This is a genomic window from Bacillus cereus group sp. N6 (assembly GCF_016483705.1).
In the GTDB taxonomy this organism is placed as follows: Bacteria; Bacillota; Bacilli; order Bacillales; family Bacillaceae_G; genus Bacillus_A; species Bacillus_A wiedmannii.
Map to the genome: position 1 here is coordinate 84,245 of NZ_JAEHBI010000007.1, position 26,934 is coordinate 111,178.

Consider the following 26,934-nt stretch of genomic DNA (forward strand, 5'->3'; position numbering starts at 1 on the left):
ATGTAACACCTCAATTTCTTACCTATCAATCACAAAATTATATAATGTTACTATACCACGTTTTATCTCATCTTAATGAAAAGATGCACAAAAAAGCTATCTCCATAATAGAGATAGCCTTCTTACTTATAATATCGTACCCGCTTTTTCAGTGCCTAACATTTGGATAATTTGATTATCATCGTCTAATACTGCAATTTTCGGCTCTTGGTTATGAATATTTTCTTCTGCCACTAAACCGTAGCAAATAATAATAACTTTATCCCCTGGCTGTACAAGCCTTGCAGCTGCACCATTTAAACAAACAACACCGCTACCGCGTTCTCCTTTAATAACATATGTCTCTAAGCGCGCACCATTATTGTTATTTACAATTTGTACTTTTTCATTTTCTACAATATTTACTGCATCCATTAAATCTTCATCAATTGTAATACTACCTACATAATTTAAATTTGCTTCTGTTACCGTTGCGCGATGTAACTTCGCTCTCATCATTGTGCGAAACATAGATGCTCCCCCTTATTTAACCGTTAATGTTATATTGTCAATTAATCGTACATTCTCAAATTTAACTGCAATTGCTAAAATCATTCGTCCTTCAATTTTATCTATTACTTGTAGTGAAGGATAGGCATATAAATCAGCATAATCTACAGTGCCTTTCGTATACGTCTCAATATACTCTTTCACAAGAGTTGTAATGATTTCTGCATTACGTTCGCCTGCTTCAATTCTTTCTTTCGCTATACATAGACTGCGGTATAAATGAGGAGCCTCTTCACGCTCTTCTTGTGATAAATACACGTTACGAGAACTTTTCGCTAATCCATCTACTTCCCTTACAATATCCACTGGTACGATCGTAACCGGAATATTAAAATCAGCGACAAATCCTTCAATGACAGCAACTTGCTGTGCATCTTTCATACCAAAATAAGCACGCGTTGGCAATGTAATATTAAATAGTTTCATTAGTACAGTCGCAACTCCAGCGAAATGACCAGGTCTTTGTTTGCCACATAATACATCGGTACGCTTCACAACTGCTACTGTTGTCGTTTGTTCTGCTGGATACATTTCTTCTACGCTCGGATAAAATAAATAATCTACACCGTTTTCTTTTGCTACATTTTCATCTCTATCAATATCACGAGGGTATCGATCTAAATCTTCATTCGGCCCAAACTGTAGCGGATTGACAAACACGCTTAAAACCACAATTTCATTTTCTTCTCTTGCCTTACGTAATAAAGTCGCATGGCCTTCATGTAAATAACCCATCGTTGGAACAAAACCAATACTTTTTCCACTTATACGAAGTTCGTTTGTAATTTGCTGCATCTCTTGCACTGTAGTTACGATTTTCATTATTGTTTTCCTCCGTATAACGCTAAGCATTCTTCCTCTTTCATTGTGAATGAATGTTTTTCTTCTGGAAATTGCCCTGTCTTTACTTCAGTAACGTATTGTGAAATCCCTCGCACAATCTCCTCTTGAACAGACGTATATTGCTTTACAAATTTCGGAACACGATTTACGCCGTATGAGATAAGATCATGATAAACAAGTACTTGCCCATCTACTTTTTTCCCTGCTCCAATTCCAATCGTCGGAATTGTTAGTTGCTTCGAAATTAATTCCGCTAACTGCATTGGCACACATTCTAACACAAGCGCTATCGCACCAGCTTCCTCACATCTCTTCGCATCTTCTATTAATTTTTTTGCACTTTCAGCATCTTTTCCTTGTACTTTATACCCACCTAGTACTCCTACAGATTGAGGAGTTAAGCCTAAATGTGCCACAACAGGAATTCCCGCATTCGTCAAGTAATGAATAGTTGATACCACTTCCCCTGCACCTTCTACCTTCAGTGCATGAGCACCACTCTCTTGAACAATGCGGCGTGCATTCACCATCGTATCTTGAGGCGACACATGATACGACATAAATGGCATATCAGTTACAATAAACGTCTCTTTCGCTCCTCGGCGTACAGCTTTCGTATGATGAATCATATCCTCTACTGTTACAGGTACTGTTGAATCGTAGCCTAGCACAACCATCCCAAGGGAATCTCCAACTAGAATCATATCAACTTCAGCTTCTTCTGCTAACTTAGCAGATGGATAATCATACGCCGTTAGCATCGTAATCGGCTCACCTTGCTCTTTCATCTTCAAAAAATCTGTTTTTGTTTTCAAAAACTACTCCTCCTTTATACAGGAGAGAGGAGATGGCCGAAATCATATAAAAAACCCCTCTGGCCATAAAAGGGCAGAAGGGTTGTGTGTTAGTCGGCATTATTCATCCCTCTGTCCCAGTCCGTTATTGGATCAAGGCAGAATCCAAGTTATTATTTTTCGTATTGCTTCGAATCATGGTGCAGTTCGCTCTGATACTGCCCACATTCGAACTAATTATAGCAAACTCCAAAAAGGGATTACTACATTTTTTCGAAAAAATAATTTTTTATTCCTATTACGGTATGTGAAATTTTTATAAATAACTCAATCATAGAAAGATACAGCTTTGTTTAAAATGCCTCGTATAACTCTTAAACTAATGATGCAGGTTAATTGAGAAAAGTACTTACAAAAGGAGAATTGCGCATGTTTATGAACAAATGGTTATTTCCATTCACCGGTTTGCTTCTGATGATTGTAGGGATGATAACTTTTAGCTCCTTCCATGCATTTGCCTCAGTTAACGTCGTAACACAACCTATCGATTCAACGAAAGTAATTGAGGTCGAACTGAATGATGATTACTTTCATCCAAACGTCATCACCATTCCAATTGAAGAGTCAACAACATTGTTATTAAAAAACAAAGGTAAGAATGAACACACCTTTACAGTAAAAAAACTCGGCATTGATGTCGTAGTCGAGTCAGGAAAAGAAAAAAACATTACCGTGAAACCTAAAAATACTGGTACATATGAATTAATATGCCGGTACCACCTTCTTAAAGGAATGGAAGGCAAAGTAATAGTCAAATAAAAAGAAGTTCCCAAAAGGAACTTCTTTTACTTAATTTCGATATCCGCAGAATGAATGTGATGTACTTTCCCTTCATGGTCCTCCAGAAGCAATACACCATCCTCTGTAATTCCTTTTGCTACGCCTGTAATTGTCTCTCTCATCGTTCGAGCGGTAATTTCTTTCCCGATGCTCACAGCGTAACTTTCCCAAAGAATTTTAATGACAGAGAAACCATTTTGTAAATACTCTTCATATAATTTTTCTAGTTGTAAAAAGATTTGTTGCATCAGCTCTGCACGAACAATTGGCTCACCGGATTCAATCGCTAAAGAAGTAGCAATATGCTGAATTTCCTCATCAAAATGCTCTTGCTTTTGATTTGCATTAATACCAATACCCATAATGACAGCATTAATTTTATCAGGATCAGCCTGCATTTCTGTTAATATACCTACAGCCTTTTTACCTTGAATTAAAATATCATTCGGCCATTTTATTCCTACGTTTACACCCGTGCACTTTTCAATTGCTTGTGCAACGCTAACAGCCGCTAATAAAGTAAGTTGTGGTGCATGATGAACCGGGATTGATGGACGTAAAATAATACTCATCCAAATTCCTGTTCCTTTTGGTGAATGCCATTTCCTACTTAAACGACCTCTGCCGGCTGTTTGTTCTTCTGCAACAACAATCGTTCCTTCTTCTGCACCTTCATAAGCAAGTTTTGCTGCAATATGCTGCGTAGATTCAACAGACTCTTCAAAATATACCGTTCTACCAATATGTTTCGTTTGTAACCCTAACTGAATTTCATTAGCAGTCACTTTGTCTGGCTTACTCGCAATTCGATAACCTAATCGACGCACAGCTTCAAGTTCATATCCCTCATTCCGAAGGTCCTCCATATGTTTCCACACAGCGGTTCTTGAACAACCAAGTTTATCACTAATCGTTTGGCCAGATACAAACGCGCCATCCGCTTCTGAAAAAACTTGCAATAACTGCTTTCTTATAGTAGATTGCATTCTTGCAGCCACTCCCTTATACACTCTTTCTCATTAACTACGTTTCCTTGTAAGATTGCTTCTTCAACCTTTTGAATCATTTCAGCAACCCACGGACCTGGCTTTTTATTTGCCCAGTTTAATAAATCATTCCCAGTCACATTCATTTCTTGTCGATTCTTGATTGGCAATGCTTCAAACAACGTTTGTACTCGTTTCACAGATGTATTATCATAGCTTTCAATCATCGCTTCATATACTCTTTCTGCCATTTCAGCGATATGAATTCCCGTTTTATAAAGAAAGACTGTATCCCAATCCTTCTCCTTTCTCGTACGGAGTGTTAATAAAACTGCGACGATATCTTTTATTTTTTTATTTGAAAACTTCCATTGACGTAAAAAGACAGATGGATGCTCTTCCCCAATACAATATAAGAAGAATGCCCATGCCTCAATGTCCGTTTCAAAAGAATCCCAGTTATACTGCGTAGCTTTTAATAATCTCTCATCTGACATTTGTAAATATGGCAGATGAGAAAATAGCTTCGTTTCTACTAATTCTTGCAAGCCCTTCACGCAATATGTACCAGTTAACAGTTTCTCAAACTCCACTGTAATTCGCTCAATTGCAATGTGTTCTAGCAAATGTCCATATGTTTCTATTGCTTGTTTCGTTTTCATTTCTAAAGAAAAACCTAACGTACTTACGAAACGAATACCACGCATCATTCGCAGGGCGTCTTCTTGAAAACGATCCGCAGCATTGCCAACCGTCACAATTTCTCTCTTTTGAATCGCTTGCTGTCCAGCAAATAAATCAACCATTTTGCCTTCTTCTGTCATCGCAATTGCATTCATTGTGAAATCACGACGTTTTAAATCCTCTTCTAATGAACGAACAAATTGAACACTACTAGGTCTTCGAAAATCTTCATATTCGCCCTCTGTTCGAAAAGTGGTTACCTCATAAGGTTCACCATTTTCTACCACAATTACAGTTCCATGCTCAAGACCAACAGGAACATGTCTTGGAAATATAGCCATCACTTCTTCTGGTAAAGCAGATGTCGCAATATCAATATCTCCAATCGGCCTATCGATAATAAGATCTCGTACGCTTCCACCGACAAAGTAGGCCTCATGTCCTTGTTGCTTTAAAGTCTCAATAATAGAACTAGCTTTTTTAAATCTCTCCATTTTTGTCATCCCTTAGTACATCATAGTAAATCGTTTCATATTGTGAGACGATTTTTTCAGAGCGGAACTGCTCGTAAACACTTTCTCTTGCTCGCTCTCCCAAATTACGGTGAAGTTCTTCATCCTTTAATAGCTGAATGGCTTGATTTGCCACTCCTGTTGAATCGCCAACTTCACATAAATATCCTGTTTCACCATGTTGAATGACTTCTGGAATACCTCCAACCCTTGTTCCGATACAAGGTACACCACACGCCATCGCTTCTAATAAAACAAGACCAAAACTCTCCTTCTCTGAAAGAAGCAACATTAGATCACTCATCGCAAGTAGCTCTGCAACATTATCTTGCTTCCCTAAGAATAAGACGCGATCTTCAATATGTAAATTTTTTACTATCTGTAAAATCGTGCAAAATTCTGGTCCATCTCCAACAAGAAGCAACTTCGCATCTACTTCTGTAACAATTTTAGCAAATGCCTGAACAACATCTTGCACACGTTTCACTTTACGGAAATTTGAAATGTGAATCAGTATCTTTTCACTCTCACTTATACCGTATTCTTTCTTTAATTGAGACATATCACGCTTGAAATATACACGCTCGTCTATAAAGTTATATACCGTTTGAATGTTTTTATTTGGTTTTACAAGCTCATGCGTTTCGTTAATCAATGAATGCGAGACAGCCGTCACAACATCAGATTGCTCAATACCAAAACGAATTAAATTATTTAACGAAGGGTCAGAACCTAACACAGTAATATCTGTTCCATGTAAGGTTGTAACAATTTTAATACGCTCTCCAATCATTTGTTTTGCTAAATAAGCACAAATGGCATGTGGTATTGCGTAATGCACATGTAAAATATCTAGGTTCTCTCTTTGTGCAACCTCTGCCATTTTACTCGCTAACGCTAAATCGTATGGTGGATATTGAAATACAGAGTATTGATTTACCGTCACTTCATGAAAATAAATATTTGGATACACTTTATTTAACCGGAATGGTAAACCCGATGTAATAAAATGAATTTCATGCCCGCGTTCCGCTAATTGCTTTCCTAATTCTGTTCCAACAACTCCAGAACCACCTACAGAAGGATAACATGTAATACCTATTTTTAATTTCATTTACATCCCCCCTATTAAATCAGCATGTAATAAAACCGGTTTCTTACTCATAAATCCCTCGGCATATAAGACTCCAACTTCTTTTCCAAACATTTTCTCTCGAGCGACCACAGTTTCAACGTAACCTTCTGTTAACGGCGTTTTCACACCATCACTCCCTGTTGAAAACTGACTTTCATACGCTTCTAATGCTTCCACTTTTATAGAAAGGTACTCACTTATATCTATACAAAAATTCGGTTTATGAAAACCATTAATCATATAATAATAAAAAGACTCCACGCGATGTGGCGAAACCTCTGGCATATATTTACGAATTCCCGCTGAAAAAATAGCTTCTTCCACAAGTTTTGCACAATTTGCATGATCTGGATGACGATCTTCATAATACGGCGCGAAAACTAGTTTCGGTTTATATGTACGAATCACCTTTACAATTTCACGTATATACTCTTCTTTCATATACAAACCACGGTCTGGCATCGCTAAATTCAGTCTCGTTTTTACTCCCATTATACGAGCTGCCGCCTTTGCTTCTTCTTTTCTCAATTCTATCGTTCCATTAGAAGAAAGGTCAGCTTCTGTTAAATCACAAATACCTACTTCATACCCTTGCTTCGTATATTTAGCAATGGTACCAGCCATGCCGATTTCGACATCATCGGCATGAGCACCAAACGCTAATATATGTAATCCACTCATAATTGTTCCCCTCATTTTCTAAACTTGCGGTAATCTAAATCTCCTCGCTCTAATGCGTGCATTAACATTTCAGCACTTGCCATATTCGTTGCAAGTGGAATCGCATATACATCACATAAACGAAGCAATGCATTTACATCTGGTTCATGCGGCTGAGCAGTTAGTGGATCTCGGAAAAAAATCACCATATCCATATCGTTTTTTGCAATCATGGCACCAATTTCTTGATCGCCACCAAGAGGACCCGACTGAAATCTTGTTACAACTAAACCAGTTGCCTCCATAATACGAAGTCCTGTCGTCCCTGTTGCAAATAATTCATGTTGTTCAAAAATTGGTTTATATGCGTATGCAAACGAAACCATGTCATCTTTCTTTTTGTCATGTGCGATTAAGGCAATTTTCATCCGTTGTCTCCCCTTTAGTCGATAATATTTTCTAAACCGTACACAAGATGATCTAGATTCATTACTGTATCAATTGATAGTTTTACACCCGACATAAATGATGCACGATTGAATGAATCATGACGAACCGTTAACATTTGTCCATCTCCACCAAACATTACTTCTTGGTGTGCAATAAGTCCTGGTAAACGTACACTATGAATGTGAATGCCGTCTACATTTGCACCACGAGCACCTTCTAGTTGTTCTACTTCATTCGGATGACCTTGCTGCTTTGATTCACGATTTTGACGAATTAATTCTACTGTTTTTACTGCTGTACCAGATGGTGCATCTAACTTTTGATCATGATGCAATTCAATTACTTCAACATCTTGGAAATACTTCGCTGCCATTTGTGAGAATTTCATCATAAGAACTGCACCAATTGCAAAGTTTGGAGCGATAATTGTTCCTACTGCTTTTTCTTTCGCATTCTCTCTTAATTGCTTTAGTTCTTCTTCTGTAAATCCAGTTGTACCAATAACAGAACGAAGTCCACGCTCAACTGCTAGTGTAACGTGTTGTTTCCCAACTTCTGGCGTTGTTAAATCTAACAACACATCTGCTTCTACTTCCTCTAAACAAGTATGTAAATCTGCGTAAATTGGCGCTTGTAACGCTGGCATGCCCGGTAAATCAGAAATTTTCTCTCCACCATGCTTATAATCCACTGCTGCTACCAAATTAAAATGTTCCGTTCTTTCCATAAGAAGGACTGCTTCATGTCCCATACGTCCTCTTGGTCCAGCGATAATTACTTTAATTTCTTTCATTATTCTTTCTCTCCCTCATCAATACGTGTCCAGCGATCTTTATCACGTGTATTAAATTTATTCATTACAATGTTATGTGCCGTTTCTAAATCAATATTTAAACTATTTGCCATACAAATCATAACAAATAATACATCTCCAAGCTCTTCTTCCAGACTACGTTCTTTTTCAGTTGTTTTCTTCGGTTTCTCACCATAATAATGATTTACCTCTCTTGCAAGCTCCCCCATTTCTTCCGTTAAACGAGCCATCATTGCAAGTGGACTGAAATAACCTTCTTTAAACTGACCAATATATGCATCTACTTCTTTCTGCATATCCTTCATCGTTTTTGCTTCCATACAATTCACCTCTAATCCTTCCTCTTTCATGTTAGCCAATTCATCGCGATTTGACAAATATTATTCCCCGCCAAACACCTATTTGCGACCCTTTTTTGGATAGACTATAATAAAGTGAAACTTTCTTTTGCGTTTTTTGCAAAAGATTAGTTGAACCAATCGGGCTCTTACGGCTGGTTTGATCTCACTTCACTGCTTTATCCTCTACCAGCCGTTAGAGCGGGGTAAAGTGAAACTTTCTTTTGCGTTTTTTGCAAAAGATCAGCCAGAACCAATCGGGTTCCTACGGCTGGTTTGTCCTTCTTCAGAGCTTTATCTCCTACCAGCCGTTGGAACGAGGTAAATAGAAACTTCTTTTGCGTTTTTTTACAGCCTTCTCTATTTTTACTAACAACTAGAAATTACTTATCATTATGTTTTACCGTATCAGCGGAGCAATGCAATTTACATAATTAGGAGGATTTCTATATGACATCAAATTTGAAGATTCGAAATATCATTTTCATTTTAATCGGTTCCGCTATTTTTTCTTTCGGTATTGTGAATATCAATATTGAAAATCACCTTGCAGAAGGTGGATTTACCGGTATTACACTATTATTGTATTTTCTATTTAAGTTTGATCCTTCTTATTCAAACTTAATTTTAAATATCCCTATATTTTTTATTGGTTGGAAGTTACTTGGAAGAACGACATTTATCTATACACTAATCGGCACCTTCAGCGTATCTTTATTTCTATGGATTTTTCAACGTTACGAAGTTCTTAACTTACATTTAAACTTACAAAATGATATGACACTCGCGGCTTTATTCGCCGGGGCATTTATCGGTGTCGGTCTTGGCATAATATTTAAATATGGCGGGACTACTGGCGGTGTAGATATTATCGCAAGACTCGCTCATAAATATGTTGGCTGGAGTATGGGGAAAACGATGTTTATGTTTGATGCTATCGTCATTATCGTCTCTATTCTTACCTATTTATCATACCGCGAGGGCATGTATACGTTAGTTGCTGTTTTTATCGGGGCGAAAGTCATTGATTTTATGCAAGAAGGAGCCTATGCGGCAAAAGGAGCAACTATTATCTCAGATAAAAACGATGAAATTGCTGCCAAAATTTTATCTGATATGGAACGCGGAGCTACTTTTTTAAAAGCTGTTGGATCGTATACGAAAGTGGAACGGAACGTATTATATTGCGTTGTTGCTAAAAATGAAATCGTGAAATTAAAAAATATTATTACTTCTGTAGATCCTCATGCCTTTGTTGCTGTAAGTGATGTACATGATGTAGTTGGTGAAGGTTTTACGTTAGATGAAAATAAAAATCCGTTACATAAATAAACGCAACTAGAAAAGCTCTCTAGCTTTTCTAGTTTTTTATTACATATTTTTTAAGTTTATCTAAATCCTCATAAATAAGCTCCAATAAACTCCGATTATAAAAAATGGAAGCAGGATGAAAGGTCGGGAAAATATGATATTCTTCCTCTGACCATGTAAACGCTGCACTTTGCATATTCTTTAATTTTTGAATAGGCTGTTTTAATAATTGTCCGTGTACATCTGTGATTTTTTTATTTTTTCCTGTTAAACGTTGAAGACCGATATTTCCAAGTGTGACGATAAGCTTCGGGTTTATTTTCTCTAATTCATAATCTAACAAAGGGGCATGGGCAAGTATTTCCCCTTGATTTGGCGTTCTATTATACTTTTTCTGTACGATCTCACCATTTCGTTCTTTTTTCTCTCGCCACTTATACGGTCTGCTTCGTACAGCGCTCGTAATATATACTTCTTCCCTTGTAACATGAATCCGTTCTAAAAAACCCATTAATTGTTTTCCCGCTCTCCCGCAAAACGGAATCCCATTATGAATTTCTGTTTCACCAGGCGCTTCTCCTAACAGCATAAATTTTGGATTTTCAGGACCTTGTCCACTTAAAAAGCCTTCTAACTGATAAGAAGCGCTTTGTTCTTTCACTTGTTTTACTAAACGACTTGGATATTTCACTTCCCCCACCGCCTTTCCGCATTACTTCTATTCCTTCTATTATTTCTATTTGCAATACATTATATAATTCAATCCACAAAACAAAAAAGACTATCAAAATTGATAGTCTTTAGTCGTCGCTACGCTGCATACCAGTATACATTAATACGAGACGTAATAATTCAAATACTGCTACAGCTGCAGCCGCTACATATGTTAATGCTGCCGCATTTAATACTTTACGAGCTTGGCCATATTCATCTGTTGATACGATACCTAACGCTTCAATTTGTTGCATTGCACGCTTTGATGCATCAAACTCAACAGGTAATGTCACAAGTTGGAACACAACACCTGCTGCCATTAAAATGATACCTAATAACAACAAGTTAGACATAGATGCAAAGGCACCAATCATAATAAATACCCAAGAAATATTCGATCCAAAGTTTGCAACTGGCACTAACGAATGACGAATACGCATAAAGTTATAATCTTTTGCGTCTTGAATTGCGTGTCCTACTTCGTGTGCTGCAACTGCTGTACCAGCAACTGAATGACCGTAATAGTTATCTGTTGATAATCGAACTGTTTTGGCAGTTGGATCATAATGATCTGATAAATGACCTGGTGTTTCTTCTACAGCTACGTTGTATAATCCGTTCTCATCTAAAATTTTTCGAGCCACTTCCGCTCCTGTCATACCTGAAGTTGAATAAACTTGTGAATACTTGCTATAGGCACTACGTACTTTTGACTGTGCATACAACGGTATGATCATTATGATCGCGAAGTAAATTAAATAAAACATCATGAACCTCTGAACCTCCATTGAAGTTTTAATTATAGTACTTCTCATTCTATTTTCTTCTGACATCATTGTCAATGAATAAAACTTACAATCCGTATCTTTATTTATTGCATTATCTATTCTTAGAGTGTACATTACTTTTTCTTTTTTCTCTCTCTCCTTTATACTTTCTCCATCCAACATAAGTTAATGTGAATAAAATAAGACCTCCAGTAATTGTCATAAACCAAATGAGAGAGGGTGCAATTTCATCTTTTTTTACTGTGTGAAATATTTTTTGCAAATCCCCTTTAATGATTCCTACTTGCATTTGCCCCCCTTTCGTATTTAACATAACGTTACGAAATTCATCCAAATAAGATAAATGGGCATTTACACGCTGCACTTCATTTTCTGGCAGGGCGATCATTAAGCTTGGATAAATAATATTAAATTCATGTAAAAATGTGTTTAACGTTTGTTGAAACTGTCCCGTATCTTCTTTTTTCATCGCTTTTTCCATTTGAGAAAAGGCACCCATTACTTTTCTTTCTCTTTCCATCCAAAGCGGTTGATATTTCGACACTTGCGCATCAACAGCGAGCTGCAGGGCTAACACATTATCAATTTTAACTTGTTTACCTAAATCTGTTTCCGAGAGAGATTGTTTCGCCTTGTCGTAAGCTAAAGAAATAACTCTAACCTGATCTGGCGTTACTTCTTGCTTCTTTTCATTCCCCTTTATAACAAACTGCTCGGAGAAATGTTGTAATACTTGTACTGCTTTTCCATCTTCATTACGCTTCACTAATTGTAATGAGTCGTCTAACAACCCTGTTAGTTCACTCCACTCTTCAGCATATATACGTAACGGAAACATTATAATTAGAAATGCTATTAATCCAATTAATGTTCTCTTCATCACGGTCCCCCCTATAACTACTAGTACAAAATATGTTAATTTGGACAAGAATAGAACAGAACTGGACCGAAAAATATATTATCATTTTACAAACAAAAAAATTCTCTTTAAACAGAGAATTTTTCCTTTGAAACCCTTTTCTTTTTTACGAAATATCTATACAAACTGTAACAAATTATGCTGCCGCATAAAATAAATAATAAAATAGCACACGCAGCATGCATAAAGAATTCTTCTGGTAACATTAATATAATTGGATCCGTTTCAATATCAAACATCCAATAATCATTACTAAATAAAAGTTTATGGAATAATACAAAACTCTTTTCAAAATTAATAGCGATCGGTAACATGAGCGCGATCGGTAAGATAATTGTTAAAATTGATCCGTGCAGTAAAAACTTTTCATTTTTCTTTTTTAATAAATAAATCCCGCCTGTTATTGCAATCATAATTGTCGCATACATTACATATTGAATCTTTACTAAAATATTTTTAACATCTACAAAATGAATACGGCCATTTGTAGACATATCTAATGTTGGCAACTGCAATGCTCCATCATAAAACGGCGATAAATATGTAATAAGCACATCATAATTTCTTTTAATATCATCCTTCGTCATATCCGCTAAATCTGGAATGTTTAAAAAATCAATTTCAAAATAATATAGCCATTTTCCGTATACAACCGCTGTTGTTGCGAGTGCAAATATAGAAAATGCTATGCTATATGAAACAACTATAGTAATCAATCGATCCAATATTTTTGTACGACTCTTATTCTTCTTCATTTTCTCCCCCTAAATGTTCATAAAGAAAACTGTTTTCGGTTCTCACGTAAGCAATAATAATATGTAAGACATAGTGTGACGATGCTTAGCCAAAACGTAAAGTAACCAATTTCTTCTACAAACAAATGCATAATTCCATATCTCGGCATTTGCCAAAATAAATAATCAATTGCATCATTATGTAATGTCCATATAGCTGCTACCGCAAAATGCCATTTTTTTATACGGTAAAACGGCGCATATAGCACTGCTTGTACTGCCATCGCAAAATGCGAAAGCATTAACATATACCCCATAAGACCAATAGGACCTTTTACATAGATCATAATTGCATTTACAACAACAGCCCATATACCATATTTCATTAAAGTAACAATCGCTAGCGCCTCTATTAATCCCCAATTTCTCTTTCTTAAAAAAGCAATTAAAACAAAGACAAAAAAGAGACTCGCCATCGGGCTATCGGGTACAAACGGCCAAAATATAGGTGAGGTTTCTTTTAATTGATTTCCATACCATATAAATCCGTATATTGTACCTAATATGTTAACAACTAATAAAAATAATAATATAGAGCGTTGTCTTAACATTGCATACAAATAAACCAAGCTGTATGTCCAACACCTTTCAAACAAAGTCATTCTTTCCTCAAACTCTACTCTATTATATAGTAAACTTTCTTTCATCAAAATAAAAAGCTGACTACAAATTTTTGTAGTCAGCTTTTTATTATTTTTTATTATACTTTGCAACGAATTCCGAAAGTTTCTTCAGTTCCTCATCTGTACCTTTAAATACTCCTTTAGGCATTGAACCTTTTCCATCTTTCGCAATTTTAGCAATTTCTTCTGGCTTTAAAGTTAAATTTTGCAGTGCCGGTGCTGCTGCCCCGCCTTGTAAATTGTCACCGTGACATGTTAAACAAGTATTTTTTTGCATTAATTTATAGCCGTCATCATTTTTATCAACTGGTGCTGTTTTTACAATTGCTCCTTGTTTTTTTGCAGCTTCCCAGTCGTGGTGTGCTACAGATTCCCAAGTTAAAAAGATAATCGATGCAATTGCTAAAAGCATAAATCCAGTTGCTACAGGACGCTTCAATGGGCGTCTTTCTGGGCCTCGGTCAAGAAATGGAGCTAACAATAATGCGCCAAACGCAATCCCTGGCATAATAAACGCTCCAATTACAGTAAATGAACCAGAAGCATAAGAATACTTTAATAACTGATACAAGAATAAGAAATACCAATCTGGAAGTGGTATATATCCGGCATCAGTTGGATCTGCCATTCTCTCAAGTGGTGACGGATGCGCCACTGTTAAACATAAATAACCGATTAAAAAAACTGCACCAACCATCCATTCTTTTAACAAGAAGTTCGGCCAAAACGCTTCTGTTTTTCCTGGGTATTCAGAATAGTCTTTTGGAATATTTGGTTTCCGAGCTACTGGTACCCGAGAATCTCCTACAAACTTCATCCCTTTGCCTCGATGCATAATCTCCCTCCTTTAGTTCTTTCCCCTTTAATTTAGCAATCTCTTATAGCGGACCGGAAATACCTTGTTTGCGAATCATGATGAAGTGGAAGGCCATTAAACCTAGAAGTGCTGCTGGTAAGAAGAAGACGTGAATAGCAAAGAAGCGAGTTAATGTTTGAGCGCCAACAATTTCGGAATGACCAGCGAGTAATGTTTTAATATAAGGACCAATGAGCGGCGTTTGCTCTGCAATTTGAATCCCTACTTTCGTAGCAAATAATGCTTTCATATCCCACGGTAATAAATATCCGGTAAAACCAAGACCTAACATAACAAAGAAAATAAGAACACCAACAATCCAGTTTAACTCACGAGGCTTTTTATACGCACCCTGGAAGAAAACTCTAAGTGTATGTAAAAACATCATTACAATGACGAGACTAGCGCCCCAGTGGTGCATACCACGAACAATTTGCCCATATGCAACTTCATTTTGTAAATAATAAACCGATTCCCAAGCATTTTTAATATCAGGCACATAATACATCGTCAAAAACATTCCTGATAAAATTTGAATTACAGTAACGAAAAAGGTAAGTCCTCCAAAGCAATAAACGAATGCAGAAAAGTGATGTGCCGGGTTTACATGTTCAGGTACTTCATGATCAGCGATATCACGCCATATTGGTGTAATATCTAACCTTTCATCTACCCAATCATAAATTTTATTTAGCATCTACTTTGCACCCCCTTTTGGCTTCGCTTTGCCTAAATACAGCGTTCCATCTTTTACTTTGGACTCGTATACATCAAGCGGAGCAAGGGGCGGCGTGCCTTTAATGTTCATCCCATCTTTTGTGTAACGGCCCCCGTGACATGGACAAAAGAATTGATTCGGATGTGCTTTGTCCGAATTCCAGTTAACTGTACATCCTAAATGTTTACATACTGGAGAGAACGCAACAATGTCTCCGCTTTCATCTTTATGAACCCAAGCTGATTTTGGCTCTTCGGACTTGTACCAACCATCAACCTGCTTCACCTTAAAGTCGAAACGTTTCGGCTCTGTTGTAATATCCTTTACTTGTGCAACAGCAACCATATCCGTTCCCGCTTCTTTTCTTAACACCGGATCAAGCGCAAATCGCGTCATCGGCATTAAAATACCCGCTGCCATAAAGCCTCCTACCCCTGTAAGGGTGTAATTTAAAAACTGTCTTCTTGATACACGATGTTCTTTCTCGCTCACGAAAATTTCCCCCCTCTATCAGAAATTGTCCCCTCGTGATAAATTATATAAAAAATAAAAACTAGGACACTATCATGATATAATACGCTTAGGTACAGGTCAATATCATACTACTCATAATAATAAGAACTTTCTGTTTATTAATACTTTCCCCATTTTTCTTCTAACATCACCATTATATTTTTTATATGTGCATGAATAACTTCTCTTTTCGCTTGATCACTAAATTGTTCTAACGCTAATGAAGGAAACCAAAATAAATCTCCTTGTAACTCTTGCATATCTTCTTTCCATGAAAAATCACTTGTAACATAAGCAATATGTTTAAAACCTTGCTTTTGCAAATGATTTGTCCATTCTTGCAAACGACCTTTTTCATTTTTTTGACTTTCTACTAAATACGTAAATGCAGGTAGTAAAAGTACTCTTCCTTTATATTCTCTTTCCAACTCCATACTCAACAATTCGATAAATTCACCTTGTTCTACTACCATTTTCATTTCTTTTGCTGCCGAAATTGATAAAAGTGGTATAACACCAGTATCTACATAATCTCTTGCTTGCTCAAACTGCTCCACATCTTTTACACTCCATTTCAAATGTCTTCCCTCCCTTCATTTTCAAATGACAGAACTTTCACTTTATATATATTAAACCATACTAAAAGAGGTAAAAAAAGAAAAACTACCTATATTAAGGTAGTTTTTCTTAAAAAAGTCTGAAATTTGTAAAATTTTATGAATCCAAATGAATTCTATAACATCTTTAACTCAGCTGTTAACTTATGAAACGCTTCCTTATCTTGCTTATCCAGCGCTTCATCAATTTGTTTCAAAAGACGTTCTCTTCTAAAAGAAAATACACTTTCTTCTAAAAATCTTTCTGCAAGTAAACGATCTTTTTCATTTACTTCAATATGCTTTGGTAAATACGGGTTTTCTTCTAATACAGCTACATAATTGGCATTTTGAAACGATGATTTAAAATTGAGTTGAATATAAATATCTTCATCTCGATTTAAACGAATATCATGAAACGATTTTTCAGCATCTGTTGTCATAACATTTTGTTTAAAAAAGTGAAATGGTGTGTCTTTCACACAATTCGCGGACATCACTAAACCACGCGGACAATATTTTGCATGCTCTACGAAGTGGACTTTATGCATCAATTGGTCATGACTCATTAAATAATTCAAAATCCATACACATTCACGCTGTTTCAGTTGGTAATTATTCAAAAACCATTTTACAAAATCCTTCTTCTCGTTTACAGAAACAGGGGTATTCATAGCAATTAAGTCCCTCCTCTGTCTTTCTCTTTTCTTTTTAGATTCAAGAAGCGGTATTCAGTTTCCTTCCAACTTATGAAAAATCCTCTAAATTATATAACAATTCTTCAATATGAATTTGTGTCGGGTCTAGTTGTATTAACTGAGTAAATACTTCTTTCGCCTCTTTTCGCATACCTTCTTCCAATAAGAAATAACCGTACTCTTCCAAGAAGTCTGGATGATTCTTAAAAGAAGTATATGCACTTTCATAGTGTTTTAATGCATCCGAATACATTTCTAATTGTTTTTTTGCAAACGCAAGATCCCAAAGTAGTTGTGTATCTGGTTCTCCGCTATCAATTGCACGCTCTACAACTGCAATTAACTCTTCATATTTTTCTTGTTCTTTTAAGATATACGCATATTTTAATATCGCACCTAAATGTCCTGGATCTAACTCAAGCGCTTTTTGAAGCACTTCCTCTGCTTCCGCTATTCTTCCTAATTTCGCCGCAATGTTCGCTAATTCTACATAAAATGGTACAGAAAGCTCATCTACTTTAATTCCTTCTTGAAGTGTTTCATAGCTTTCTTGAAGCATTCCTTCTTTTTCATAGCTTTTCGCCAAATACATGTACAGCGATGCATACTCCGGATCTAATTCTTTTAGTTCTTGCCAAGCACCAATTGCTCTTTGATATTCTTCACCTTGGTATAATGTGAAGGCATATCCAAATAATGAGTGGATATCTTTTTGTTCCTCTAAACCTGCTTCATAGTAAGAGATCGCTTCTTCCCAATTTCCAATCGCACTTAACGTTTCTGCGAGGCGAAGTGCAATGACAACACCACCCATGACTTTATGTTCTGCTAATAGCGACTCATAATGAGTGATTGCCTTTTGTTCTTCACCTTTACTACTATATAACTCTGCTAATCCAAACGTAATAACAGGTTCGTCAGGCATCATTTCTTTCGCCTTTAATAGTTTTTGTTCTGCTACATCATCGAAACCTTGCATTTGGAATAAATCTGCAACAAGTAATAACGATTGAACATATAAGTCATCATTTTCTGGAATATCATGAAGCACTTCAATCGCTTCATCTTCTTTGTCTAGATCAATATATAATTCTGCTAAAAATACAGTGAATTCACTTTCTTCCGGATACAATAAACGCAAGTCTTCTGTAATAGCTAACGCTTCATCCGTAAATCCAAGTGTATGATAATAGCGAGCGATATCATACTTCTCTTCATCATTCGCAATTTTTAATTGTTCTTTTAATAATTGTAATCCTTTTTCCGCTTCACCATTTTCAATATATGAAACAGCTTGTTCAAACTTTTGCATAAACGTCTCCTTTAATTCTAACAAATATTATTTTCTGTTCATTTACCCCGATTGGTGCGGGCTAATAATCAGTGAGAGGATGAGCATCCCCTCACTGATTAAAGTTTCACTTTATCATAAGCAACTAGGTGTACGAACGCAACCTTTAGAATGAGCATACTTCATCTTGTACTTTCACAGACAACGATTCAAATATGACACCGATACCGCATTACTACTTTCTATTGTACCGTTTTCTTTCATTACCGTGCAAATAACTTCCCTTATTAATTATTAACACGCACGGATCAAGCTTTACAGGCCTTCATTTAAATAAAAAAGACTCCTATATTAGGAGCCTTCACAAACTCTTAAGAGTATGTTTCTTCTTTCTTTACTTGCTCGTTTACAAGCTCTTTCAATAATTCTATAATTTCATCATTTTCTTCTTTCAAACCGACAGTAATACGAATACCATCATGTATACCAAATGCAGCACCAGAACGAACAATATATCCTTTCTTCATTAATCGTTCGAAAGCCTCATTACCAGGAATACCGAGTTTTAAGAAAATGAAATTTGTTTGAGATGGATAATAGAATACGTTATATTCCTTACAAAATGCGTAATATTGATTTAATCCTTCTTCATTCTTTTTTACACATTCTTGTAAAAATACTTGATCTTCTAATGCAGCGAGTGCTACAGCCTGCGCTACAGTCGATGTATTAAATGGTAACCTTGCTACTTCTAGCTGCCCGATTAAATTCGCATTACCAACCGCATATCCGATACGGAAAGCAGCTAAACCATATGCTTTTGAAAACGTGCGTAAAACCATAAGATTTTCATACTGTTCAAGAAGTGGTAATGTTTGCGGATAGTCTTCTGCCCCCGCATATTCATAATATGCTTCGTCCATAATAACGAGCGCTGACTTAGGAACTGATTCTAAAAATGAAAGTAAATTTTGTTTCTCTACATATGTACCTGTCGGATTATTCGGGTTACAAATCCATACAATCTTCGTTTTATCATCTACTTGCTGTAACATCGCATCTAAATCGTGAATGCCATCTTTAAGTGGTACTTCACGAACTTCTGCTCCTTCAATAACAGCATGTTGATGGTATTGCGAGAATGTTGGATTCGCCATTACAACATTTGTTCCTTCATGTAGTAATGCACGACTAATCATTTGAATGACTTCATCTAATCCACTACCAAATAACAGTTGTTCTGCTTTGACACCTAACTGCTCTGCTACTTTTGTCCGAAGTTCAAATGCATATCCATCTGGATAAAGAGCGTATTGACTCGCTAAAGAAGTTAATGCTTCTGTTACGCGTGCTGAGCAACCGAATGGATTTTCGTTCGATGCTAATTTCACAATTTTTGATAACCCATATTCCCTTTTTACTTCTTCAATATTTTTCCCAGGTACATATGCTCTCAAAGTTAACAATTGCTCTTTCACTCTCATTTTTCTTCCCCCAGTCGTTTTATTCAATTCAATTACAATAAGGTTGTAATTTCTCACTGCAATCGTTTATCTTAACCGTCACTATTACGAGGATACCTTTAAACAAGCACTTCTTAGCTCTTAAACCATATCCTTTTGAAATGCCTCTAACGCAATATGAACAGTCTCATCTGGAATAGATACGACATTCACTACCCCATATTCCTGCATTAACACCATATGAATTGCTCCAGCGTTCGCTTTCTTATCTTGTTTCATCAATTGAACGAGACGCTCTACATTCAAATCACTTGGCATTTTTGGATATCCGTACTTTAAGAACCACTGCTTCATCTCTTCATAAGAAAGATTAACCTTGTACACTTGCTCACTTAAAAACAAGGCAAATAACATTCCAACCGCTACTCCGTCACCGTGAGTAATATTTCCATATCCTAGTTCTTTTTCAAGAGCATGGCCTAACGTATGTCCAAAGTTCAAATGGGCACGTACGCCTTTTTCTGTTTCATCTTGTGATACAATATTTGCCTTTACAGGAATTGCCTTCGTTAATATATGGATTAGCTTCTCATCACGAAGATCCGCTAATGTTTGTACTTCTTCTTTTAACCAATGATACAGATTTACATCACCAATAAGAGCATGTTTTATCACTTCTGCATAACCTGAACGCCACTCTTTTTCAGGAAGTGACTGTAAAAACGGCGTATGATATACAACTACTTCCGGTTGATGGAATGCACCAATCATATTTTTACCTAACGGATGATTGATCGCTACTTTCCCACCTACTGCGCTATCATGAGCTAATAAAGTCGTTGGAACTTGAACGAAGCGAATTCCACGCATAAATGACGCAGCAACAAAACCAGCTAAATCTCCAATCATCCCGCCTCCAAGTGCAACAATTAAAGAATTTCTATCTAATTTATTTTCAAGAGCTGACGTATGAGCCGCATAGAAATTTTCAAAAGACTTCTCTTTTTCGCCACTCGGTACGACAAATGAAAATACTTTTTGCTTTATTTGCAATGCATCTACAACTGTCTGTAAATGTAAAGACGCAACAGCTTCATCTGAAATGATCATGATGTTTGACACAGATGGCTGCATGTTTTGAACAATCGTTGTCAACTTTGACAACGATTGTTTTCCTACATGTACATTATATTCTTTTGATTTCGTTTGAATATGTATGTTTCCCATTAAAATCCCCTCGCATATTCATTATGTTTCTCAATATTTTCACGAATAAGGTCCATACGATCTAATCCGAATTGTTCTATTAAAGCTGTCGCTAATTCCCAAGCCACAACCGCTTCTGCAACGACACTAGCTGCTGGCACAGCACAACTATCTGAACGTTCAATACTTGCTGTAAAAGGCTCTTTCGTATCAATATCTATACTTTGAAGAGGTTTATATAGTGTAGGGATCGGTTTCATCACACCGCGCACAACAATTGGCATTCCAGTTGTCATACCGCCTTCTAATCCACCTGCATTATTTGTTCTTCGTGTATATCCATGTTCCTCATTCCACAGAATTTCATCATGAACTTCACTTCCCGGTCTATGCGCTGCTTCAAAACCAATTCCAATCTCGACACCTTTAAAAGCATTAATGCTCATAATTGCAGCTGCTAATTTTGCATCCAGTTTTCGATCATAATGCACATAGCTACCGACCCCAATTGGCATTCCTTCCACAATCACTTCAACGATTCCACCTATTGAATCACCATTTGCTTTCGCATCATCAATTGCTTTCATCATTTGGTTACCTGCTGCTTCATCTAAGCAACGTACTGGTGATGCTTCTGTAATACTTTTTAATTCTTCAATTGAACTATAGGTAAATTCCTGAGCCTGTACACCGCCAATTTCAATTACATGGCCCGCCACTGTAATACCAAGTTCTGCTAACACTTTTTTAGCAACCGCACCAGCAGCAACACGCACTGTCGTTTCGCGTGCTGAAGAACGCTCCAGTACATTTCTCATATCTCTATGACCATATTTAATCGCACCATTTAAATCAGCATGCCCAGGTCTTGGTTTTGTTACTTTCCTTTTCATTTCTTTTTCTTCTTGTTCCGTTAAAGGCTCTGCGCCCATAATTTTTGTCCAATGTGCAAAATCACGATTTTCAACAACAAGTGCAATTGGAGAACCTAATGTCTCTCCATGTCTAACACCACTTACAATTTGCACTTGATCTGTTTCAATTTGCATGCGTCTACCACGCCCATGCCCCTTTTGCCTTCTAGCTAACTCTTCATTTATATCATCCGCTACTAAAGGCAGTCCTGCCGGAACACCTTCTATAATCGTTGTAAGTTGTGGACCATGAGATTCACCAGCTGTAATATATCGCATACGTTATTCCTCTTTTCGTATATGTATTTATCCCGCTATATTAAGCAATGATATTATCTTTCCTTACTCTAAAAATATGAAAGAAATTATATATTTGATCAGCCATTCGCTTATTCTCCGATAGGCCTTTTACTTTACATATCAATATATCATAACAGCTCTAACTTCGTAACTAATTGAAACAAAAAAAGTGCAAGAAGAATACCCCTATTCTCCTTGCACTTTCTACTATTATCACAGTGATTAAAGCGTTTACAAATTATTTCAAAATAATTAGTAAATCCATTCATTCATTAATTTTGAGTAGTCAACTAATTCTTCTTCCTTAAAGAAAATAGCAATCTCGCGCTCTGCACTTTCTAACGAATCAGAACCATGGATAATGTTTTTCGCAACAGTTACACCGAAATCTCCACGAATTGTTCCAGGAGCTGCTTCATGTGGTCTTGTTTTACCCATCATGTTACGAGCTGTATCTACTACGCCTTCACCTTGCCATACCATTGCGAATACAGGTCCAGATGTAATAAAGTCTACTAATTCACCAAAGAAAGGTTTCTCTGTGTGCTCAGCATAGTGTTGTCCAGCAATTTCCGGAGTGACTTGCATTAATTTCGCACCAACTAATTGAAAGCCTTTTTTCTCAAAACGAGCTACGATTTCCCCAATGAAGGCACGTTGTACACCGTCTGGTTTTACCATTAGAAATGTTTTTTCCATAAAAAATCTCTCCACTTCTGAATTATGTATGTAATTGTATATCCCCACACACATATTAACACCCTTATCACAATTGCGCAATAGTTTTGAAATAGAGAGATTATTTTATTTTTTAGAAAAAACACTAAAATTTTCGTTTCCCAATATACTTTGCTACATTTTGTAATGCATACTTCGCTTGTCCACGCGGAAGTGGTTTTATGATTTCTAATGCTTTATGTAAATAACGTTCACTAAACGCAAATGCTTGATCAATAGCGTCACTATTTTTTACAGCCTCAATAATTCCTTTCATTTCGTCCGCTGTTGTATTTTCATGTACAGATGTGATTTTCTTACGAAGCACGGGATCTTCCATAGCGTATAGGGCAGGAAGCGTAATATTCCCTTGTAACAAATCACCACCAGCAGGTTTTCCAAGCTTCTCTTCTGTGGAAACGAAGTCTAAAATATCATCAATAATTTGATACGACATTCCTACAAAATACCCATACCAAAATAGTCGATTTACCGTATCACGATTAGCGCCAGCAGCAATTGCTCCTAGTTGACAACTCGCAGCAATTAATAAGGCTGTTTTTCGCTTTATTCTTCTTAAATACGTTCGTAAATTTTGGTCATAATTGTACTTATCTTTAATTTGTTCAATTTCACCTTTACACACTTCTAAAATGGTATGCGATAGCGCCTGATGCGCCTCTGGAATTTCGATATTTGTTATACATTCAAGAGACTTAGCGAACAAATAGTCCCCTGTATACATTGCAATACGATCTCCCCATTTCGCATTCACAGTTGCACTACCACGTCGTAAAAATGCAGCATCAATAACATCATCGTGAACAAGAGAAGCCATATGAATAAGTTCTAACGCAACAGCTACATGTTTAATTGCATCTAACTTATAATCTCCAAATTTTCCCGCAAGCAACACAAATACAGGACGAATTCGCTTCCCACCAGCTTCAATAAGTTGTAATGCCGCCTCTTCTACCAATGGCTGTTCAGAAGCAACTGTCTTTTTTAATTCTTTTTCTATCACATTAATATCCGATCGTAAAAAAGAGTACATAAGTTGTAACTTCATATTGTTCACCTTAACCTAAAACTTCTTTTTTCTTTTTTCTTTTTTCTATTTTGATTCTGGTTTCATACCTAAGTGCATCGCTGCTACCCCAAAAGTAAACGGCTTCACTTGTACACGTTCAAGTCCAGCTTTTTCGAACATATTAGCCAATTCTTTCATACCTGGGAATGTACTAGCAGATTCTTGCAGCCATGAATATTCTTTAAAACTTTTCGCAAATAACTTTCCAAATAACGGCATGATATATTTAAAGTATAAAATATACCCTTGTCGAAAACCAATCATTGTTGGTTGAGATGTTTCTAAACAAATCACTTTTCCACCTGGTTTTACTACACGCGTCATTTCTTTTAATACGTGCATATAATCCGGTACGTTACGTAAACCAAATCCAATCGTTACATAATCAAACGTGTTATCTTCAAATGGAAGTTCCATTGCATTCCCGTGTAAAAGTTCTACTTGTTTTAATTGTAACGCCTCTACCTTTTGCTTACCGACAGATAACATATTTTCACTGAAGTCTAAACCAACAACCTCGCCCTGTTCACCTACCGCTCCAGCTAGCGCAATTGTCCAGTCCGCTGTCCCGCAGCATACATCAAGAGCTTTGCTACCTGATTTTACATCCATAATGCGCATCGTCTCTTTACGCCACGCTTTATGTCTTTGAAAACTAATGACAGAATTCATCACATCGTATTTATCAGAGATTTTCTCAAATACATCATGTACTCTTTCTTCTTTTGATTGTTGCATGCTCGTACCTTCTTCCAATGTAAAATTGCTTATGTCTTCGATTTATCTCTTAACACAGAGTTTATTTCGCTTATATCTGTGTGGTTTTCCAAATATTGATTTTCTTTCTTTCTGAGTTCCATCATCCATCCATGAATAACTGTTTCTACCTCCGCTTTATCCTTCATAATCCCTTGAACTGCTTGAAAAACAGGTGAATGTTGTTTATCAGCGTGCAGTTCATATTCTTTTTGAAGACGGTTTTTTCCTAGTACATACGTTATAAACGGCTTCCAATGCGATAAATGAAAATGATCACATGTTTTTTGCAAGAGTGCAGACTCAATCGTTACTACACTTTCCATTATGTCATCCATCGTTTCATGCGCTTTTTGATATAACATTATTTTGTGTTCATTAATTTCTTTAATTCCTTCAGCAAGCGCACGAATTAAAACAATATCACAATTCATAGACAGTAAGTAATAATATAACCCACTATAGTAATCACCAGCAAGCACTGTTAACTGGCGACGTTTATGCGATTCATTTGCTTCTTCCCCTGCTTTATTTGATACTCTTTCATGTGTATCAAGTGCAATTTGCACAAGCATAATCGTTACTACATAATGCTCAATTTGTTCTATATGTAAATTTTCACTTTTTAAAGCACCATATAACAATGCTATTTTTTCTTCATCAATAAATGGTTCTTCAATATAGTTTATAAAATAAGGATGGCGTAATTTCTCCATCAATTTCTCTCTTATACCCGCATACCCTCCGTAGATGTCACACACAAAAATCACCCTTGTTTTCTAATTCATAAAACTTATTATAACACATACATTCTATTTTCTATAACCAAAACTTGGCTACTCTTTCCAAACTTCCACCGAACTAAATAACATCTTCCATTCTTTTTAGTAGTCTTTCTATTCTCACTCTGCCTTGCTAAAACTATATCATTTATTTACATAAAAAAAAAAGAAAAGCAGTTTCCTACTTTTCTTTACTTTGTTTTAATAAAAGATAAAATTTCACTACGTGCCGCTGCATCATTTTCTAACACACCACGTACTGCTGTTGTTACAGTTTTCGCGCCCGGCTTTTTCACACCACGCATCGTCATGCACATATGTTCCGCTTCTACTACTACCATTACACCATGCGGTTCTAGTACTTCCATAATAGAGTTCGCTACTGTTGATGTAATACGTTCTTGCAGTTGTGGACGACGTGCAATTGTATCTACAGTTCGAGCTAATTTACTTAACCCTGTCACTTTTCCGCCTTGCGGAATATATGCAACGTGAGCAACTCCATAGAATGGAACTAAATGATGCTCACACATCGAATAAAACGGTATATCTTTTACTAGTACAAGCTCCTCGTGATCTTCTCCGAACACTTTATGCAAATGTTCTTTCGGATCTTCATGCATACCCGCGAACACTTCTGCGTACATTTTTGCCACACGCTTTGGTGTATCAAGTACTCCCTCACGATTTGGGTCATCTCCGATTGCCTCTAAAATAAGGCGTACTGCATGTTCAATTTGTTCTAAATTAACTTTTGCCATCCGCTAGCCCTCCCGAAAACCTAAAAGTGATACGAACACATTCTAGCATATTTATGTTTTTAAAAGCAAAAAGAAGAGTTCCCAAAAAGGAAACTCTTCTTCCCTGTTAATATGTAAGGATTATTTAACCGCATCTTTTAACGCTTTACCAGGTTTGAATGCAGGTACTTTACTTGCAGCGATTTCAATCTCCTCACCTGTTTGTGGGTTACGACCTTTACGAGCCGCACGCTCACGAACTTCGAAGTTACCGAATCCGATCAGTTGTACTTTATCACCTTGTTTTAAAGCTTCTAAGATAGAATCAAAAACAGCGTCTACTGCTTTTGTTGCGTCCTTTTTAGAAAGGGAACTTGCTTCTGCAACAGCATTGATTAAATCTGTCTTGTTCATGCCATTCACCTCCTCCCAAAGATAAGACTGTATAATGATCATAAAATGAGTCTTACTTTCATTTGTAGGCAATTTTTACAAATTCTATACTACAAAGATGTAGATAAATCATTATCAACGCCTATA

32 protein-coding genes are annotated in these 26,934 nt (G+C 36.5%); 2 read left to right on the top strand and 30 right to left on the bottom strand.

The features are described from left to right. Positions 1–126: 126 nt before the first annotated feature. From panD to panB, 3 genes are read right to left on the bottom strand one after another with little or no spacing between them, the layout of a single operon-like run. Positions 127–510, bottom strand: a complete 384-nt coding sequence (gene panD / locus JDS99_RS08190) for an aspartate 1-decarboxylase (RefSeq protein ID WP_088608757.1) — start codon at positions 508–510, stop codon at positions 127–129. Between the two features lie 12 nt (positions 511–522). Continuing rightward, positions 523–1,371 (bottom strand): pantoate--beta-alanine ligase, encoded by an 849-nt coding sequence (panC, locus tag JDS99_RS08195; RefSeq protein WP_088608756.1) that lies wholly within the window; start codon positions 1,369–1,371, stop codon positions 523–525. Further along, positions 1,371–2,207, bottom strand: coding sequence for a 3-methyl-2-oxobutanoate hydroxymethyltransferase (panB, locus tag JDS99_RS08200; RefSeq protein ID WP_000853116.1), 837 nt, complete (start codon positions 2,205–2,207; stop codon positions 1,371–1,373). Before panB ends, panC begins: the two co-directional genes overlap by 1 nt. Before the next feature lie 408 nt (positions 2,208–2,615). On the opposite strand from panB, the gene JDS99_RS08205 reads away from it, so the two are divergent. Then, positions 2,616–3,005 (top strand): cupredoxin domain-containing protein, encoded by a 390-nt coding sequence (locus tag JDS99_RS08205; RefSeq protein ID WP_078183454.1) that lies wholly within the window; start codon positions 2,616–2,618, stop codon positions 3,003–3,005. Between the two features lie 26 nt (positions 3,006–3,031). Here the strand turns inward: JDS99_RS08205 and JDS99_RS08210 are convergent, their stop codons facing one another. Genes JDS99_RS08210 through JDS99_RS08240 form a run of 7 tightly spaced genes read right to left on the bottom strand, consistent with a single transcriptional unit; the run spans position 3,032 to position 8,587 of the window. Next, positions 3,032–4,012 carry a biotin--[acetyl-CoA-carboxylase] ligase gene (locus tag JDS99_RS08210; RefSeq protein ID WP_046955213.1) on the bottom strand — a complete coding sequence of 327 codons (981 nt, stop codon included), beginning with the start codon at positions 4,010–4,012 and terminating at the stop codon, positions 3,032–3,034. Continuing rightward, the gene (locus tag JDS99_RS08215) at positions 3,997–5,190 is read right to left on the bottom strand and encodes a CCA tRNA nucleotidyltransferase (protein ID WP_088608755.1); all 1,194 of its coding nucleotides are present in this window, start codon (positions 5,188–5,190) and stop codon (positions 3,997–3,999) included. Before JDS99_RS08215 ends, JDS99_RS08210 begins: the two co-directional genes overlap by 16 nt. Then, positions 5,177–6,322 (bottom strand): N-acetyl-alpha-D-glucosaminyl L-malate synthase BshA, encoded by a 1,146-nt coding sequence (gene bshA, locus JDS99_RS08220; RefSeq protein ID WP_199694919.1) that lies wholly within the window; start codon positions 6,320–6,322, stop codon positions 5,177–5,179. Before bshA ends, JDS99_RS08215 begins: the two co-directional genes overlap by 14 nt. After that, positions 6,323–7,024, bottom strand: coding sequence for a bacillithiol biosynthesis deacetylase BshB1 (gene bshB1 / locus JDS99_RS08225; RefSeq protein ID WP_048543522.1), 702 nt, complete (start codon positions 7,022–7,024; stop codon positions 6,323–6,325). Positions 7,025–7,035: 11 nt separating this feature from the next. Then, a complete protein-coding gene (mgsA, locus tag JDS99_RS08230) occupies positions 7,036–7,431 on the bottom strand; it encodes a methylglyoxal synthase (protein WP_046955216.1) in 396 nt (131 codons plus the stop codon). Between the two features lie 14 nt (positions 7,432–7,445). Continuing rightward, positions 7,446–8,246, bottom strand: coding sequence for a dihydrodipicolinate reductase (dapB, locus tag JDS99_RS08235; protein WP_048543525.1), 801 nt, complete (start codon positions 8,244–8,246; stop codon positions 7,446–7,448). After that, on the bottom strand, positions 8,246–8,587 hold the full coding sequence (locus tag JDS99_RS08240) for a nucleotide pyrophosphohydrolase (RefSeq protein WP_048543622.1): 342 nt from the start codon (positions 8,585–8,587) through the stop codon (positions 8,246–8,248). The genes dapB and JDS99_RS08240 overlap by 1 nt, the downstream gene beginning before the upstream one ends. Before the next feature lie 468 nt (positions 8,588–9,055). Between JDS99_RS08240 and JDS99_RS08245 the strand changes: the two genes are divergently transcribed. Continuing rightward, positions 9,056–9,937 (top strand): YitT family protein, encoded by an 882-nt coding sequence (locus JDS99_RS08245; RefSeq protein WP_000203306.1) that lies wholly within the window; start codon positions 9,056–9,058, stop codon positions 9,935–9,937. A gap of 28 nt (positions 9,938–9,965) precedes the next feature. Here JDS99_RS08245 and JDS99_RS08250 read toward each other — a convergent pair whose 3' ends face one another. The 20 genes from JDS99_RS08250 to JDS99_RS08345 form a co-directional block, all read right to left on the bottom strand. Then, entirely contained in the window at positions 9,966–10,607 is a 642-nt protein-coding gene (locus tag JDS99_RS08250; RefSeq protein WP_097907595.1) for a uracil-DNA glycosylase, read from the bottom strand. Positions 10,608–10,716: 109 nt separating this feature from the next. Beyond that, entirely contained in the window at positions 10,717–11,397 is a 681-nt protein-coding gene (locus tag JDS99_RS08255; RefSeq protein ID WP_002096760.1) for a zinc metallopeptidase, read from the bottom strand. Between the two features lie 112 nt (positions 11,398–11,509). Beyond that, positions 11,510–12,298, bottom strand: coding sequence for a sporulation protein YpjB (gene ypjB / locus JDS99_RS08260; RefSeq protein ID WP_088062706.1), 789 nt, complete (start codon positions 12,296–12,298; stop codon positions 11,510–11,512). 107 nt (positions 12,299–12,405) lie between these two features. Next, the gene (lit, locus tag JDS99_RS08265) at positions 12,406–13,092 is read right to left on the bottom strand and encodes a lipoprotein intramolecular transacylase Lit (protein WP_098857576.1); all 687 of its coding nucleotides are present in this window, start codon (positions 13,090–13,092) and stop codon (positions 12,406–12,408) included. A 17-nt stretch (positions 13,093–13,109) separates the two neighbouring features. Further along, positions 13,110–13,700 (bottom strand): lipoprotein heptaprenylglyceryl N-acetyltransferase LhaT, encoded by a 591-nt coding sequence (lhaT, locus tag JDS99_RS08270; RefSeq protein WP_098857577.1) that lies wholly within the window; start codon positions 13,698–13,700, stop codon positions 13,110–13,112. Between the two features lie 121 nt (positions 13,701–13,821). Further along, positions 13,822–14,589, bottom strand: a complete 768-nt coding sequence (gene qcrC / locus JDS99_RS08275; RefSeq protein ID WP_000554601.1) for a menaquinol-cytochrome c reductase cytochrome b/c subunit — start codon at positions 14,587–14,589, stop codon at positions 13,822–13,824. A 43-nt stretch (positions 14,590–14,632) separates the two neighbouring features. Beyond that, entirely contained in the window at positions 14,633–15,307 is a 675-nt protein-coding gene (qcrB, locus tag JDS99_RS08280; RefSeq protein WP_000932700.1) for a menaquinol-cytochrome c reductase cytochrome b subunit, read from the bottom strand. Next, a complete protein-coding gene (qcrA, locus tag JDS99_RS08285) occupies positions 15,308–15,820 on the bottom strand; it encodes a menaquinol-cytochrome c reductase iron-sulfur subunit (RefSeq protein ID WP_001290419.1) in 513 nt (170 codons plus the stop codon). 140 nt (positions 15,821–15,960) lie between these two features. After that, complete coding sequence (locus tag JDS99_RS08290; protein ID WP_199694920.1) at positions 15,961–16,419, bottom strand: YpiF family protein; 459 nt, start codon at positions 16,417–16,419, stop codon at positions 15,961–15,963. Positions 16,420–16,574: 155 nt separating this feature from the next. Continuing rightward, on the bottom strand, positions 16,575–17,111 hold the full coding sequence (locus JDS99_RS08295; protein WP_001095922.1) for a ReoY family proteolytic degradation factor: 537 nt from the start codon (positions 17,109–17,111) through the stop codon (positions 16,575–16,577). Positions 17,112–17,184: 73 nt separating this feature from the next. After that, positions 17,185–18,447, bottom strand: a complete 1,263-nt coding sequence (locus JDS99_RS08300; protein ID WP_088062701.1) for a tetratricopeptide repeat protein — start codon at positions 18,445–18,447, stop codon at positions 17,185–17,187. Positions 18,448–18,797: 350 nt separating this feature from the next. Then, on the bottom strand, positions 18,798–19,910 hold the full coding sequence (gene hisC, locus JDS99_RS08305; RefSeq protein ID WP_098857578.1) for a histidinol-phosphate transaminase: 1,113 nt from the start codon (positions 19,908–19,910) through the stop codon (positions 18,798–18,800). Positions 19,911–20,030: 120 nt separating this feature from the next. Next, complete coding sequence (aroB, locus tag JDS99_RS08310; protein ID WP_199694921.1) at positions 20,031–21,116, bottom strand: 3-dehydroquinate synthase; 1,086 nt, start codon at positions 21,114–21,116, stop codon at positions 20,031–20,033. Next, positions 21,116–22,288, bottom strand: a complete 1,173-nt coding sequence (gene aroC / locus JDS99_RS08315; protein WP_087985544.1) for a chorismate synthase — start codon at positions 22,286–22,288, stop codon at positions 21,116–21,118. The genes aroB and aroC overlap by 1 nt, the downstream gene beginning before the upstream one ends. A gap of 273 nt (positions 22,289–22,561) precedes the next feature. Further along, positions 22,562–23,008, bottom strand: a complete 447-nt coding sequence (gene ndk / locus JDS99_RS08320) for a nucleoside-diphosphate kinase (protein WP_000415885.1) — start codon at positions 23,006–23,008, stop codon at positions 22,562–22,564. A gap of 124 nt (positions 23,009–23,132) precedes the next feature. Beyond that, on the bottom strand, positions 23,133–24,095 hold the full coding sequence (gene hepT / locus JDS99_RS08325) for a heptaprenyl diphosphate synthase component II (RefSeq protein ID WP_000776075.1): 963 nt from the start codon (positions 24,093–24,095) through the stop codon (positions 23,133–23,135). Positions 24,096–24,140: 45 nt separating this feature from the next. Continuing rightward, positions 24,141–24,854 carry a 2-heptaprenyl-1,4-naphthoquinone methyltransferase gene (gene menG, locus JDS99_RS08330; protein WP_098857580.1) on the bottom strand — a complete coding sequence of 238 codons (714 nt, stop codon included), beginning with the start codon at positions 24,852–24,854 and terminating at the stop codon, positions 24,141–24,143. A gap of 29 nt (positions 24,855–24,883) precedes the next feature. Then, positions 24,884–25,633 carry a heptaprenyl diphosphate synthase component 1 gene (locus JDS99_RS08335; RefSeq protein WP_141542766.1) on the bottom strand — a complete coding sequence of 250 codons (750 nt, stop codon included), beginning with the start codon at positions 25,631–25,633 and terminating at the stop codon, positions 24,884–24,886. 212 nt (positions 25,634–25,845) lie between these two features. Continuing rightward, positions 25,846–26,415, bottom strand: a complete 570-nt coding sequence (gene folE / locus JDS99_RS08340; RefSeq protein WP_001151478.1) for a GTP cyclohydrolase I FolE — start codon at positions 26,413–26,415, stop codon at positions 25,846–25,848. 120 nt (positions 26,416–26,535) lie between these two features. Beyond that, positions 26,536–26,808, bottom strand: coding sequence for an HU family DNA-binding protein (locus tag JDS99_RS08345; protein WP_001043860.1), 273 nt, complete (start codon positions 26,806–26,808; stop codon positions 26,536–26,538). Positions 26,809–26,934 lie beyond the last annotated feature (126 nt).